General features: G+C 50.2%; 15 protein-coding genes. 10 read left to right on the forward strand and 5 right to left on the reverse strand.

Annotated elements, in window-relative coordinates:
* Positions 1-98 precede the first annotated feature (98 nt).
* Entirely contained in the window at positions 99-611 is a 513-nt protein-coding gene (locus tag ACKTSG_RS02580; RefSeq protein ID WP_407891657.1) for an IS630 family transposase, read from the reverse strand.
* Positions 611-1,162 carry a helix-turn-helix domain-containing protein gene (locus ACKTSG_RS02585; protein WP_160529049.1) on the reverse strand — a complete coding sequence of 184 codons (552 nt, stop codon included), beginning with the start codon at positions 1,160-1,162 and terminating at the stop codon, positions 611-613. Before ACKTSG_RS02585 ends, ACKTSG_RS02580 begins: the two co-directional genes overlap by 1 nt.
* A 269-nt stretch (positions 1,163-1,431) precedes the next feature.
* Here ACKTSG_RS02585 and ACKTSG_RS02590 point away from each other — a divergent pair, with 269 nt between their 5' ends.
* The 4 genes from ACKTSG_RS02590 to ACKTSG_RS02605 all read left to right on the forward strand — a co-directional run bounded on the left by ACKTSG_RS02590 (position 1,432) and on the right by ACKTSG_RS02605 (position 4,883).
* Complete coding sequence (locus tag ACKTSG_RS02590; RefSeq protein ID WP_407891659.1) at positions 1,432-2,103, forward strand: sugar transferase; 672 nt, start codon at positions 1,432-1,434, stop codon at positions 2,101-2,103.
* Between the two features lie 127 nt (positions 2,104-2,230).
* Complete coding sequence (locus tag ACKTSG_RS02595; protein WP_407891661.1) at positions 2,231-3,007, forward strand: hypothetical protein; 777 nt, start codon at positions 2,231-2,233, stop codon at positions 3,005-3,007.
* 124 nt (positions 3,008-3,131) lie between these two features.
* Entirely contained in the window at positions 3,132-3,872 is a 741-nt protein-coding gene (locus ACKTSG_RS02600; RefSeq protein ID WP_407891663.1) for a hypothetical protein, read from the forward strand.
* 15 nt (positions 3,873-3,887) lie between these two features.
* Positions 3,888-4,883, forward strand: a complete 996-nt coding sequence (locus tag ACKTSG_RS02605; protein WP_407891665.1) for a YihY/virulence factor BrkB family protein — start codon at positions 3,888-3,890, stop codon at positions 4,881-4,883.
* Between the two features lie 84 nt (positions 4,884-4,967).
* Here ACKTSG_RS02605 and pyk read toward each other — a convergent pair whose 3' ends face one another.
* Complete coding sequence (pyk, locus tag ACKTSG_RS02610) at positions 4,968-6,398, reverse strand: pyruvate kinase (RefSeq protein WP_407891667.1); 1,431 nt, start codon at positions 6,396-6,398, stop codon at positions 4,968-4,970.
* A gap of 823 nt (positions 6,399-7,221) precedes the next feature.
* Between pyk and ACKTSG_RS02615 the strand changes: the two genes are divergently transcribed.
* The 6 genes from ACKTSG_RS02615 to ACKTSG_RS02640 all read left to right on the forward strand — a co-directional run bounded on the left by ACKTSG_RS02615 (position 7,222) and on the right by ACKTSG_RS02640 (position 13,642).
* Positions 7,222-7,782, forward strand: a complete 561-nt coding sequence (locus ACKTSG_RS02615) for an NADPH-dependent FMN reductase (protein WP_407891669.1) — start codon at positions 7,222-7,224, stop codon at positions 7,780-7,782.
* Positions 7,779-8,951 carry an NAD(P)H-dependent oxidoreductase gene (locus ACKTSG_RS02620; RefSeq protein ID WP_407891671.1) on the forward strand — a complete coding sequence of 391 codons (1,173 nt, stop codon included), beginning with the start codon at positions 7,779-7,781 and terminating at the stop codon, positions 8,949-8,951. The genes ACKTSG_RS02615 and ACKTSG_RS02620 overlap by 4 nt, the downstream gene beginning before the upstream one ends.
* Positions 8,951-9,874, forward strand: a complete 924-nt coding sequence (locus ACKTSG_RS02625; RefSeq protein ID WP_407891673.1) for an FAD:protein FMN transferase — start codon at positions 8,951-8,953, stop codon at positions 9,872-9,874. Before ACKTSG_RS02620 ends, ACKTSG_RS02625 begins: the two co-directional genes overlap by 1 nt.
* A gap of 176 nt (positions 9,875-10,050) precedes the next feature.
* Positions 10,051-11,226: an acetyl-CoA C-acyltransferase gene (locus ACKTSG_RS02630; RefSeq protein ID WP_407891675.1), complete on the forward strand. Its 1,176-nt coding sequence runs from the start codon at positions 10,051-10,053 to the stop codon at positions 11,224-11,226.
* A 2-nt stretch (positions 11,227-11,228) separates the two neighbouring features.
* Complete coding sequence (locus ACKTSG_RS02635; RefSeq protein WP_407891812.1) at positions 11,229-12,485, forward strand: hydroxymethylglutaryl-CoA reductase, degradative; 1,257 nt, start codon at positions 11,229-11,231, stop codon at positions 12,483-12,485.
* Positions 12,482-13,642: a hydroxymethylglutaryl-CoA synthase gene (locus ACKTSG_RS02640; RefSeq protein ID WP_407891677.1), complete on the forward strand. Its 1,161-nt coding sequence runs from the start codon at positions 12,482-12,484 to the stop codon at positions 13,640-13,642. Before ACKTSG_RS02635 ends, ACKTSG_RS02640 begins: the two co-directional genes overlap by 4 nt.
* 38 nt (positions 13,643-13,680) lie before the next feature.
* On the opposite strand, the gene ACKTSG_RS02645 is transcribed toward ACKTSG_RS02640, so the two are convergent.
* Together ACKTSG_RS02645 and ACKTSG_RS02650 are read right to left on the reverse strand one after the other, a co-directional pair.
* A complete protein-coding gene (locus ACKTSG_RS02645; RefSeq protein WP_407891679.1) occupies positions 13,681-14,151 on the reverse strand; it encodes a glutathione peroxidase in 471 nt (156 codons plus the stop codon).
* A gap of 107 nt (positions 14,152-14,258) precedes the next feature.
* A complete protein-coding gene (locus ACKTSG_RS02650; RefSeq protein ID WP_407891681.1) occupies positions 14,259-14,717 on the reverse strand; it encodes a flavodoxin in 459 nt (152 codons plus the stop codon).
* Positions 14,718-14,795 lie beyond the last annotated feature (78 nt).

The following is a 14,795-nucleotide window of genomic DNA, read 5'->3' on the forward strand; positions in this document are numbered from 1 at the left end:
AGCCTGACGAAATCATTGTCAGGCTGTTTTTTATGATGATTTTTTGTCGAAAGGAAAAAAATGACCGCAACAAGACGAAATGTTTGACGGCATTAATACTAGCCCATAGTTAAATCCGGTTCAATCAACCAAGCAGTATGCGTAATCGATTTAACATCCGATTTGGTTAATCCTTGTATGACCTCGCAAAGCCTATCTACTACTTTTTCTAAGGTTTGAAATACGCGATTAACGAATCCTCGACGCCGAAATTCTCGCCAAATTCTTTCAATCGGGTTCATCTCAGGCGTATAGGGTGGAATGTATAGCATCTCGATATTCGCAGGAATAAACAGCGCCCGCGCTTTATGCCACACCGCATTGTCGCAAATCAGGATGATCATCTTGTCTGGGTACTGATCAGATAACTGTTGTAAAAAGAGATTCATGCACGTTACTGTGCAGTACGGCAGTGCCAGGAAGAAGCTGTCACCGGTCTGTGGTGCGACCGCCCCAAAGGCATAACGCATTTCACGAATGTGATGAGCGGCTACGTTTGGACGTACGCCCAGACGCGCCCAACAAGAAGCCGGTCTGAAGATACGACCAAAACCAGCCTCATCTTCAAACATCACAAGGACGTCTCGTGAATCCAAGTCATGCAGTAACCGTTTTCTTGCTTTTTGGATTTTGTCGTTAATTTTTTTGACGCCTCGATTGTCTCAGCGTCGACTTGTTTGGGATGATGTGGACGTGGCTTGACCTTCCGCCAACCAAAGCGATGAAGCATACTGATAAAAGCATTGCGATTGGCAGTGTGGCCAATACGTTCTTGATAAGCTTCAAACATTTCGTTGGTTGTAATCAATTTGCCTGCGGCTGCGTCTTCTTCAAACTTGGCCAAGAATTCAAGCGTTTCTTCCTTGGTCAAGAACCGATAATTACCCTTGTGTTTTGTCTTCAGAAGGCCTGGGATTCCTTCTTCAAGGTACCGATTCGTAAAATCGGTAATCGTTGAGGAGCAGGCTTTCGTCGCTGCCGTGACAGCTTTAACACGAGTGCCTTGGGCGCGAAGCATGACCACTTGAATACGACGATGGGCCTTGCCATCATCAGTGTATGTGCGATAAGCATCTTCTAATTCAGCGACTTGTTCAGCTGTAAATTTAAATCGATTTGACATAGTTTCATTATACCGGAAAATCGCTTACCTTTCAGCAGAATTTAACTATGCGTTAGTATAACATTCTCCGTTATTCTGTTAGGGTGACATGACCATTAGGCAAGATTTTGATACGGGATAAGGCAAAAAAAATACTCCAAGTTGTGACTGCAGGTTATAAACCACGGAAGAAAACGTTTACATGCGCGATTTAAGTAAAGGTTATTGAATAATGATTAAGATTGGCTTAAGCTGTGAATAGTCACAAATGCACACGGGGGGAACCAAATTTGGAAACATCGACGCAATTAAACTCACATAAAGCGCGACCACACGCGGCGCCTGAGCGTTTGTCGCCGGCTTATTTAACGATCAAACGCGCTTTTGATTTTGTCGCGTCAGCGTGCGGGTTGGTGATCTTAGCCATTCCGTTTGCCATTATCGGGTTGATCATTAAACTTGACGATCCGCAAGGGCCGGTTTTTTACTCACAAACGCGTATCGGCCGCAATGGCCGTGAATTTCGCATGTGGAAATTTCGTTCAATGGTCGCCAACGCGGATAAAATGGTCGACAAACTTGCCAAACAAAATGACACCACTGGCGCGATGTTCAAGATCAAAGATGATCCGCGTATCACCAAGATCGGGCGCATCATTCGTAAATATAGCCTTGATGAACTGCCGCAACTTTATAATGTGTTGCGCGGGGATATGTCCATGGTCGGGCCACGGCCACCGTTGCCGCGCGAAGTGGCGACTTACACCGATTACGACAAGCAACGCTTATGCGTGACGCCTGGTGCCACTGGGTTGTGGCAAGTCAGTGGCCGCAGTGATGTGGGCTTTGACGAAATGGTGCAGTTGGATATTGAATATATCAATTCCGCTTGTTTGTCCAAGGATCTGGCGATCATTTTGAAAACCTTTGTGATCGTGATCAAACCAAACGGGGCTTATTAAGTTACATAAAGTCGTGATGCCTAGGCACTGCGACTTTTTTGTCGCCGCAAGCGTCTGACTTGACAGGCATCGCGATCGCGATTATCATGAGGCGTCTCATCAAGATGTGGATAAGGAGGCGGTGATCATGGTCAATACCTTTGCCAATCAAATCAAGCATCTGATCAACGCTGACAGTGAGATCACCCTTGATTGGCGCCATCCGCTGAATTTGCCGATGGTGTTAGAGGCGTATTTGGTGAGCAAAAAAGCGCGCCAACCGTTAGCGCCTGCAGAAGTGGATTTAGCGCGCGCCATTGCTACTATGTTTGATCCAATAGCAGGTGGCGATGGGGTGATCTACGTCGATCCGCGCTTTGTGCACGCCGATCAACTTGTGGCGTTAAGTGAGTCAGAAGCCTTGACGAGTTTGCCTGCACTTCAGCAATTGGGCCAGCAACTGGATGCATCTGCACTGCGGTATTTTTCTTGGCATGCGCGGCAAAACTGGTTGGCGATGTCTGCATTGGCTTTTCAAACGGTGTTGAGCAGTTTTGCCAGCCAGCATGGTCTGACTGAAGACGAGTTGACGGAAATTTTTGGCGCCCGCTTGACTCGTGCCTATTGGCCTTTGAGCCAAACGTTGATGCCAGAAGCGGCGCTACCAATGTTTTGGCTGTTGGTGCAAATCGATGGGGAATGGCTGTTGGCGCTATTTGAGGCGTTAAAGCGGCACGTGGATCCCGACTTGTTGGCGCTTTTGACCCTTTGGCTACAGTGGTTTGCCGCAGAAAAAAGCCAAGTTGCTGGTAGCGACGCTGACTTGTTGGCGCAAGTTGGTGAGATCATCGCGGCCTTAAACCGCGGAGAATTCACAGTCGCTGAAGCCTTGTTGATGCGGTATTTACCAGATTTTGTTGACTAAGTGAATGTTCGGTCAAGTATTGGCCCAAGGTGATCTTGGGCTATTTTTTTGGCTGGGGTGATACTAGTCGTGTCTGGGTCACACTGGTATAATGACTTTATTAGGGATTTTGTGGAGGGTCATTATGGCGGCAAGTTTGCTACATAACATGTTGTTGCGTGAATTGGTGTTAGTGGGCTTATTGGTGATCGTGTTGATCAGCTTTTATCTACGCTTTCGCGCGGCTGGCAAGAAGAAATATGTGCGCACGCGAGAACGTCGCTTAGCCCATGTGGTGAGTTCCGCGCGCAAACAAATCGTGGTGGTGCTGGTGTTATTGGCTGGGGTATTGGTGTATGATCGCGTGTTGCCGATTTTTGGCATGGGCGCCCAAGCTGCTCAAACTGCGGTTTCAAGCAGCCAGTCGCAACCTAAAAAGCCTACCAAAAAAGTGCGCTCGTCGCGGTTGAAAAAAGCCCGCTCCGTGTCCAAACAAGCCAAAAGCTTGTCTGAGTCCCTCAGCAAGTCATCAAGCATTGCCGCCAAAACGAGTGCCTCAAGTGCGTCCAGTGCCAGCGTGGCAGCAAGCGCCTCAGCATCTAGCGCTAGTGCCGCCAAAGCAGCCAGTGCGTCAAGTGCCTCAAAAGTGGCTGCGGTTGATCCCAAAGTCAAAGCGGTATCAGCAGTGCGGGCGCATATGGTGCAAAATCCCAGCGACTATGATGACACCCGTATCGATAACGTTTCGGTGATCGATTACACTACCGATTACGCTGGCGTGCCAGCATATGAAGTGGGGTTATACCAAACCCAAGTGGATGGCTCAAGCGTTGCGGTACATATGTATTTTTATTATGCCAATGGCAATGTTGTCAAAGCCTACTAGAACGGAGCTGAGTTTATGTCTAAGGCGCGCTTGAAACGCCGTAGTGACAAGCATCCCAAGGCGTTGACTGAAGCCCAAAAGCAAGCCATTGCCCAAGGTCAAATTCCTTTGGCCACAATGAAGCTGCCCAAGCGCGTGAAGTTGCGTGAATTCTTGAAGTTAGCGATGCGCCGCTTCACCGATGCGGAATTGGGGATGACGGCGGCATCGCTGGCTTTTTATACGCTGTTGTCGATGTTTCCCATGTTGATCTTATTTGGAAATTTGTTACCGTTATTTGGCTTTTCGTATGATGGCGTCGCAGATTACTTGGAGCAAGTGGTGCCCACCGACATCATGAGTTGGATCGATCCGATCATTCATAACTTGTTGAATTCGACTTCAGGCTCAGCGTTGTCCATTGGGGCTATTGCCACCTTGTGGGCTGCCAGTTTGGGTATCAATGGGTTGAAGAATGGCTTCAACAAAGCGTATGGGGTCACGCCACCGCAGAATTTTTTTGTGCAACGGATCATTTCGATGTTGATCATTTTCTTATTGATCGTGGCGTTAGGCCTGGTCATGGTGGCGTTCACCTTTGGGCGGCAGTTTTTGGAATGGGTGGTGCCGCTATTGGGCTTGTCAGATAATTGGCTCAATACTTTTGATAGTTTAAGATGGCCAGTGACGGTGTCTGCGCTGATCGTGGTGATCGGCTCGGTGGATTATTTCTTGCCCAATGTCAAAATGAAACTTTGGACGATCTTACCCGGGGCGGCGTTCACCATCCTTGGCTGGTTAGGCTTGGCGCAAGTCTTTTCGTTATATATGCGCTTTTTTGGCACCCGTTTTACTTCTTATGGGACGTTAGGCACGGTAATGGTGTTGTTGCTGTGGCTGAACTTCTCGGCGATGTTGATGTTGATCGGTGGGGTGATCAATGCGCTAGTGGCGGAATATTTCACCGGCCATTTGCATCACTCACATGGCAAAGTCCATGACTTTGTCAAAAAGCAACGCGCGCGGAAATAAAGAAAATCAGCAATGGCCAGCGCCGTTGCTGATTTTTTTGGCAAAAAAAAGCTGTCGAGCAAGGCCTCGACAGCTTATTGGTGATTATTGGGCAACTCGACGCAACATGACGTTGTTGGTGGAGCCTGGTTCATATAATGGCAAACCAGCAACGATGACCACCACGTCACCAGGTTCAAGTTCGCCAGAAGCCACTAACTTGGCTTCAGCATCAGCAACTAAGTCTTCAAAAGACTTGCCTTTGTCAAACACCACTGGGGTCACATTCCAAGACAGCAACAAGCTTGAAGCGGTGCGTTCGTCATAAGTTGCGGCTAAAATTGGCGCTTGTGGCTTCAAACGTGAGATTTGGCGCGCCGTGTAGCCACTAGCAGTCAAGGCGATAATGGCTTTGGCGTTGACGCGCTCAGCGGCAGTCACTGCGGCGATCGCAGTGGTGGTGGTGATGGAGCCAGATTGCTTCAATTCATCTAATACTGGAGAGTGCTTAGGCAACATGCGATCGGCGCGTTCGTCGATCACAGCCATCGTGTGGACCGATTGGACGGGGTAATCGCCGTTGGCAGATTCGCCAGAAAGCATGGTGGCATCGGTACCTTGTAATACCGCAAAGGCCACATCTGTCACTTCAGCGCGAGTTGGCCGGGGGTTTTCTTGCATGGAGTCCAGCATTTGCGTTGCTGTGATCACTGGCTTGCCGACTAAGTTGCACTTGTGGATCAAGGATTGTTCCACCGCCACGACTTCTTCATAAGGAATTTCGATGCCCATGTCGCCACGTGCGACCATCAACCCATCAGCCACCGCCAAAATGTCGTCAGCGTTGTTGATGCCTTCTTGAGATTCGATCTTAGGGATGATCAACACATCTTCGCCACCGACTTCGGCCAACACTTCTTTGATCTCTTGAACATCAGACACTTTGCGGACAAAAGAAGCCGCGATAAAGTTGATCCCTTGCTTGACGCCAAAACGAATGTCGTCTTTATCTTTTTCAGTGATGCCTTTGAGTTGTAAGGAAACGCCAGGGGAGTTGACGCCTTTTTTCGAGCCAAGTTCGGCTGGGTTTTGGACTTCAAGGGTCAATTCGCGCTTCACTGGATCTTTGGCGATGATCTCAGTGTCTAACAACCCATCATCAAACAAAACGTGATGGCCGATTTCAACGTCGTCATACAAGCCTGCATAGGTGATATCGACGGCACCTTTTTCAGACAGCTTACCGGTATTCATGGACAATTGGATCTTGTCGCCAGTGTTATAAGCGATCTTGCCTTCATCGGCAGTGGCGGTGGTGCGGATCTCGGCGCCTTTGGTGTCTAGCATCAAGCCAACTTTAACGCCAGTTTCTTTCATGGCTTGTTTGACCAAGTTCATGCGGCCGAGTTGTTCGGCGTGATCGCCATGAGAGAAGTTGAAGCGGAAAATGTTGGCGCCAGCATTGATCAAGGCCTTGATGGTTTTCAAGTCATTGGATGCTGGGCCTAACGTCGAAACGATTTTAGTTTTACGCATAGGTAAAGTTTCCTCCAAAAAGTTATGTAAGCGTGATACAATCACGACTATTATTTTAAAGAATATTAACTAATAAGGCAATAGGTAACGCAAGCCTTTTCACGAAGTAGGTTGTAAGCGGATGTTTTTTAATCTCGGCGGGTCGTTTGAATTTAGGACTCCGGCTGGCGCGTTGTGGCAAAGTGAGGGTCCTCAGCCGAGCTAACCGGGATGTGTCGCTACGCTCCCCACCCGCTGGATCTCGACTTGCGGAATGCTGTAGGCGATAAATCGCCAACAGCATTCTCACCATGCCACAACACGCCAGCCTCCGTCCCAAATTCAAACGACCTAGTGTGCGAGCACTGCCACTAGTATGTAATGCCTACTAGTGGAAACCGATCCTGCTTTGACCGTCACGCCCAAATTGCAAAGTGATCAGGCTGGTACCTAGTGATGCTAAGTACCGAGATATGTAGTATCAAAATACTCACATAGAAAATCTGTGGGCGGAGGCAAAAAGTGCGTAGGCGGGCTGGTCATCAGCCGTGGGGGTCTTAGCGGTTTACCGCTTAGACCCCAGCGAGAAGGAGATCCACTTTGCGATTTTTGCAAAGTTAGCTCCGACGAGCGCCATAGCGTTCCATGACCAGCCCGCCGAAGTACTTTTTGTCGCAGCCCGCAGATTTTCGGCCGAGTGGCAGGTGCTTGCCTAGATATTCACAAGAAACACCAAGTTTTGGCATAAGTCTATGCAGGATGCGGCGTTGGTAATATGTGCGGGATGAGTTACAATCAATGGTAATGGCTTACGCCGAAACTGTAATCGTAAGGAGTGATTAATGTGAAGTTTGTCGCAATTGTTGGCTCAAACGCGAACCATTCCGTCAATCGCCAACTGCTTCAGTTTATGCAGCGGCATTTTGACCAAGACCAACTGGACTTAGTTGAGATCAAAGACTTTCCGATGTTCAATGAAAATCATCCAGCCACTGATCCTCAGCCGGCTGTGAAACTCGCTGAACAAATCGAAGCGGCTGATGGGGTGATCATCGCTTGTCCTGAATATAACCACAGTGTGCCAAGTGGCTTGAAGTCTGTGATCGAATGGGAATCTTATCGCTTGCACCCGTTTAAAAACAAACCAGTGATGATCGTCGGGGCGTCAGTTTATCCGCAAGGCTCTTCACGGGCACAACTGCACTTACGTCAGATCTTAGATTCACCAGGGTTATTTGCCCAAGTCTTTCCTGGCAATGAGTTTTTGCTAGGCACTGCCAATCAGGCGTTTGATGACGCTGGCGACTTGAAAGACCAAGGCACGATCGACTTTTTGACGTTGTGTTATAACGGGTTCAAAGATTTCGTCGCCATGCATCAAGCAGCACAGGAGGCACAAGCATGAAATTAGTTGCGATTGTCGGTACCAATGCCGATTTTTCTTATAACCGCTTGTTGCTACAATACATGCAAAAGCACTTTCAAGCCATGGCAGACATTAAGATCTTAGAAATCGATCAACTGCCGGCTTTTTCCATTGATACCCCGCAAGATATGGCGGTTTGGACGTTTAAAAAAGCGATCCAAAACGCCGATGGGGTGATCTTCTCCACGCCTGAATATGACCACTCGATCCCCGCGGCCTTAAAGTCAGCCATCGAATGGGTGTCTTACAAGCATAATGTGTTGTATCACAAACCGGCGATGATCGTCGGCACCAGCTATGGGCCGCAAGCGTCTGCGCGCGCGCAAGAACATTTGCGCCAGATCTTAGCGAGCCCAGACTGTGATGCGTATACGTTATCTGGTAATGAAATGTTGATCGGCAATGCCGCTAAAGTGTTTGTCGATGGCAATGTGACCAGCGCCAGCGTCCGTGCTGAACTGGAAAGCTACTTTAATCATTTTGTTGATTTCGTTGAAACCACTGCCCCTAAGGAGGACGATTCGATGCCAAAACAACCTTATTTAGATGACGCGTATATTCATTTTCCCACTGGGTCTTTGAGTTTCCGCGAAGTCCAACAAATTTTTGCGACGATCCCATTTGAAATCGATTTGATCGATCATAACGACAAGTTCTCGTGGTATTCCAGCAAACCTAACCGTGAACATGTGCGCTATCCCAACGAAATTGGAGAAACTGTCGAAGAATGCCATCCACCAAAGGCTTTGCCGATCGTGATGAAGATCATCAATTCCTTTAAAGATGGGTCGCGCGATTCAGTTTCGCGGCCGTTGGTGATGCATGGCCATCGCGTGTTGATCCAATATTATGCTTTGCGTGATATCGATGGGTCATATCTTGGCACCATCGAATTCACTGGCAGCGTAGAACACATTTTGAACTTCTATGATCAAGGTGCCTGGGGTGCCAGCGACGGCACCACTGACGCTTCACAAGCAGACGCGACTAGTGGGGCTTCTGGCCATGATGACGCTTCAGACGCTGACGCCACCAGTGGCGCTTCGGCTCATGATGATGCGCCAGCAGACGCTGCTGCACCAGACACGGCTGCGCCAGCTGACGACACACCAGCGCCAGATGCGACGAGCGGGGCTTCTGAACACTAATGTCGAACTTGGACAAACGCGTCAAAGTCGGGTACGGCTTAGGCACCACCATCACCTTAACGACTTTTGGCGAGTTGAATGACGTGGCGGCTAATGCGGCTATGGCGTTAGTGGCAGATTATGAAAATCGCTTAACGGTCAATCGCAGCGCGTCTGAAGTGATGAGCATCAACCACGCCGCTGGCGACCATGCGGTGGCAGTGTCGCCGGCGACTTACCAGTTGGTGAAACGCGCGGTATTGGCCAGTCGCGAAAATTATGGCTTTAATGCGTTGATCGGCCCGTTAGTGAAATTATGGGCCATCGGGTTTAAAGATGCCCATGTGCCAGCAGAAGCTGACATCAAAGCGCGCCAAGCGTTGATCGATCCCAGCCTTGTGCAACTTGATGATGCCACGCGCTGTGTGGCGTTGTTAAAACCGGGCATGGAGTTGGATCTTGGTGGCATTGCCAAAGGGGAGATCGCCGATCGTATCGCGGATCTTTGGCGGGCTTATGGTGTGGCCAGTGGGATCATCGACCTTGGCGGGAACTTGGTATTTGTCGGCCGGTCGCCAAGGCGCGCCGATGGCCAGTGGGTGATCGGCGTACAAGATCCGCAAGCGCAACGGCACGAAGAAGTGGGCCGCACGATCTTACCGGCTTGTTCGGCAGTGACTAGCGGCATTTATGAGCGCTTTTTGGTGGTGAATGGCAAACAATATCACCATTTACTGGATTCGCGCACCGGCCACCCATTGCAAACCAAGCTAGCTGGGGTGACGGTTTTTGCCCAGCAGTCCGTGGTCGCAGAAACTGAAGCCAAGCGTTTGTTTTTTGCCGGGCAACCAATTCCAGGCTGGCAACAGCGACCAGGGATCTTTGGTGCGGTGTTTGTGTATCAAGACGGGCGCGTGGTACCGGTTGGTGTCGATTTAACATAACGATCAAGGCTTGGTCGGCAAAATGATCAAGCCTTTTTGTGTGGGGTAGATCAAAATAATTGTACCCAACTTAAGATTTCTTAACGGCGTTTTGAAACTGCAATCGAGTCGCGTATACTAATAAGGTACAATTTCTTATCCGTCGGGAATTTCGACGCAACGATTTGGAGGATGTTATGGATACCATTGTCATTGTGAGTGCTAAGCGAACCGCGATCGGGAAATTCGGCGGCGCGTTAAGTTCGGTATCAGCAGTCGAATTAGGCAAAGCCGCCAGCCAAGCGGCGATCGCTGCTGCTGGGATCGCCCCAGAGCAAATCGACCAAGCGATTTTTGGCAATGTGCTGCAGGCCAACTCCGGCCAAAATGTGGCCAGACAAATTGCTTTAGGTGTCGGCATGGCCAACACCAGCACGGCGATGACCATCAATGAAGTTTGTGGTAGCGGCTTAAAGGCGATCCGTTTAGGTCAAAGTGCCATTTTAATGGGGGATGCCGAAATCGTGTTAGCCGGCGGCACGGAAAATATGAGCCAAACGCCATTTTATGCGCCGAATATGCGCCATGGCCATAAGTTAGGCGATGTGTCGTTTGTCGATGGCATGATGCAAGACGGCTTATCTGACGCCTTCAGCCATGAGCCGATGGGCATCACTGCCGAAAATGTCGCCACCGAATATCAAGTGACGCGCCAACAACAAGACGATTTTGCTTTGGCCTCCCATCAAAAAGCCGTCGCCGCCCAACAACACGAGGCGTTTGCCGATGAGATCGCGCCGGTGACGGTGCATCAGCGCAAAGCCGATGTGGTGGTGGCAGTTGATGAAGGCCCACGCCCAGACACCAGTGCCGAAAAACTGGCGCATTTGCGCCCGTCATTTCGCGCCAATGGCACCGTCACAGCCGGTAACGCCAGTGGCATCAACGACGGCGCCGCGGCGTTGATCTTAATGAAACAAAGCAAAGCCGAAGCGTTAGGTTTGCAGTGGTTGGCGGCTATCGATGGCTTTGCTGAAGGCGGCATTGCACCGCGGATCATGGGCTATGCGCCGAAATCTGTGATCGAAAAACTGGTGGCCAAAACCGATACTGCCTTAAGTGACATCGACACGTTGGAATTAAATGAAGCGTTTGCCGCTCAAAGCGTGGCGGTCACCCGCGACTTGAAAATGGATCTGACGCGGGTCAATCCTCGCGGCGGTGCCATTGCGTTAGGCCATCCGCTTGGGGCCAGTGGCGCGCGTTTGATGGTGACGTTGGTGCATGAACTGGCACAAACCAAACAACATCTTGGCATCGGGGCGCTATGTATCGGTGGCGGGATGGCAGTGGCGATGCAGGTGAGTCGCTAATGGTGAAATTCTACCAAATGACGCCGGCGCAACGCCGCGATGCGTTAGTCAAAGCCGGCGACTTGTTGCCAGCAGATGCTGAATTCTGGGCGCAAAATACTGGCTTGCCAGCAGCGATCGCCGATGCGTTAAGTGAAAATCAAATCGGGCAGTTCGCCTTACCTTTAGGCGTGGCCAAAGATCTGTTGGTCAATGGTCAAGCGTATCAAGTGCCCATGGCCACTGAAGAACCTTCTGTGATCGCCGCAGCGTCAAATGGCGCGCGCATCGCCAAATTAAATGGCGGCGTGCATACTACCACCAGTGCCCATTTGGTCGTTGGGGAAGTCGTGTTTGATCATCTGCAAGAACCACTTGCCGCCAAAGCGTTGATCGCCCAACGCACCGCCGATCTCAACAAGGTTGCCGATGCCGCTCATCCGTCGATCGTGCGGCGTGGTGGTGGGTTGCAAACCGTTGCGGTGACGCTGATCGATCGCTTTTTGAAGGTGAGCTTGACCATTGACGTGCAACAAGCCATGGGCGCCAATATCGTGAATACGATTTGTGAAGCTGTCGCCGCCAAACTCAGTGAATGGCTGAAATCAGTTGCGTTGGTGGCGATTTTAAGCAATGAAGACCAGCAACTCACAACAGCTCGCGTCGCATTGAAACTTGACACTTTACAAACCAAAACCACCGACGGGCCGACCATTGCGCGCAAGATCGCGGCATTAAGTGATTTGGCGCAAGTCGATGTCGCCCGCGCCGTGACCCACAACAAAGGGATTATGAATGGCATTGCCGCGGCTGTTTTGGCCAGTGGTAATGATACCCGCGCCGTCAGTGCCGCCGCCCATGCTTATGCCGCCAAAAGCGGCCAGTATGTCGGCTTAAGCACGTGGCACGTCGCCGCTGATCAATTGATCGGCGAGTTGACCATGCCCATGCCAGTCGGGGTCGTTGGCGGGGCGATCAGCGCTTTGCCAGCCGCCCAAGCCGCCAAGCGCTTAGGGCACTATGCCAACGTTGCCACTTTGCAACAAGTGTTGGTGGCGTTAGGCTTGGTGCAAAATCTCGCGGCGCTGCGGGCGTTAGCTGGGCCTGGGATTCAAGCGGGGCACATGGCCTTGCAAGCCAACGCCTTGGCGATCCAAGCTGGCGCCACCGGCAGCGAGATCCAACAAGTCGCCCAAGCGTTGCAGCAACAATCAAAAGATCTGGCGACTGCCAAACAGCTGTTAGCGGCTATTCGTCATCAAAAAGGGGAACAACAATGAACATTGGAATTGATCGTATCGGCATGGCCACACCAGCATTTTTTGTTGATCTGGTGGCATTGGCCAAAGCCCGCGGGGATGAACCAGATAAATACACCATTGGGATCGGTCAAGATCAACAAGCCGTCGCCCCAAGTTCTCAAGACATCGTCACCATGGGTGCAGAGGCTGCTGCCAGCATTTTGACTGAAAATGACCACATCGGCTTGATCGCCTTAGGAACAGAAACTGGCATCGATGCGTCCAAAGCCGGCGCACTGTACATTCAAAAACTGTTGGGCCTCAGCCCATGGGCGCGAGCCGTGGAGATCAAAGAAGCTTGTTATGGCGGCACTGCGGCGTTGATGATGGCGCGCGATTTTGTGGCGGCGCATCCGGACCAACAAGCCTTGGTGATCGCGTCTGACATTGCCCGTTATGGCTTAGCAACAGGCGGGGAAGTCACCCAGGGTGCTGGTGCAGTGGCCATGATCGTGGCGGCAGATCCGAAAATTTTGGTGCTTAATAATGATTCGGTGTATCGTAGCGACTCGATCATGGACTTTTGGCGGCCGGTGTACCAAGATACTGCCTTGGCCAAAGGCAAGTATTCCACAGCCCAATATATCGACTTTTTCCAGCAAGTTTGGGGCCGCTACAAAGCCACCACTGGCAAAACGCTGGCGGATTTCAAGGCGCTGTGCTTCCATTTGCCATACACCAAAATGGGCTTAAAAGCCTTGCGGACTGCTTTGCCAGAAGTGGATGAAAGCAAACAAAACGATTTATTGGCGCATTATGATCGCTCGATCCAATATTCTCGGCGCATCGGTAACTTGTACACAGGGTCGTTATATTTGGGCTTGTTGTCGCTGTTGGAATTAGATGACAGTTTGCAAGCAGGTGATACGTTAGGGCTGTTTTCTTATGGCTCTGGGGCGGTTGGTGAGTTCTTCTCAGCAACGTTGGTGCCTGGGTTTGAGCAACACGTGTCCCCAGTTGAACATGCAAAACTGTTAGCCGAGCGTACTCAGTTATCTGTGGCGGAATATGAACAAGTTTTCAAAGACAAAGTGCCTTATGCCGCCGATGATTATCAAGCGGACCCGAAGTATTTTGCCGGGCGCTTTATTTTGACTGGCGTGAAGGCGCAAGAGCGTCAATATCTGGCCCGTTAAATCCAAAAAACTCCCGTCATCGCGACGGGAGTTTTTGATTACTGCAATAATTTTTCGATGCTAGGGATCATTTTTTCTGGGTTGGTTTTTGGCGCGAAGCGTTCGACCACCTGGCCGTTAGCGTCCACTAAAAACTTGCAGAAGTTCCATTTGATCGCTTCGCCTAAGATACCTGGCGCGTCGTGTTTGAGTTCTTTAAACAAAGGATCAGCGTTGTCGCCATTGACGACGGTCATGCTGTGCATTGGAAACGACACCCCATAAGTCATGCGACAAGCCTCAGCGGCCGCTTGGCCATCTTCGAGTTCTTGTTTGAATTGGTTGGAAGGGAAGCCCAACACGACCAAACCTTGATCTTTGAACTGCTCATACAAACTTTCCAGTTGTTTGAATTGCGGGGCAAACCCACATTTCGTCGCGGTGTTGACGATCACCAACGGATGGCCGCGATATTTGCTCATGGAATAAGTGTCACCATTTTCCAGCGTGACGTCATAATCATAAATCATTTTGAACACCTACCTTCTGGCTTAACTATACCACGTGCAAACCAGTTGTGTGCGATTTAAATCTGGCAAAATAAAAAAGGCCTGACCATTTTGGCCAGACCACCGATTTACAAGCTGGCTTGCTTATCCACCAAGGCTTTGGTGAAGGCTTCTAGCTTTTTGATATCGTCATCTTCAGGGGCGAGATCGATCTTAACGGATTCAGCACCTTTGATCGCGCCGGTTTCATCAAAAGCTTTGGCAAAGTCGTCGACACTGGTGCAAAAGTCGTCATAAAATGTGTCGCCAGACCCGCAGGTGCCATACACTTTACCAGAGAGATCAAGTTCTTTGAGGTCGTCGTAAAAATCAACGGCTTCATCTGGTAACACCCCGTCACCAACATCTGAGTAGGTGTAAGTGGCGACGACGCAAATGTCCACATCTTCAAAATCTTCAGCGTCAGCTTGAGACACTTCAGTGGTATCGACTTCAACGCCGTACTTTTCGAATTCTTCTTCTACGATGCCTGCGATTTCTTCGTTATTGCCGGTCATACTGGCATATACGATTGCTGCTTTGACCATGTCGAACTTCCTTTCGTTGGATCACTTTAACCGCCATTATAACAAACTTCAGCGGCGGCGACTAGTTGCGCAAGTGTG

Source organism: Lacticaseibacillus salsurae, assembly GCF_045862175.1.
Taxonomy (GTDB): Bacteria; Bacillota; Bacilli; order Lactobacillales; family Lactobacillaceae; genus Lacticaseibacillus; species Lacticaseibacillus salsurae.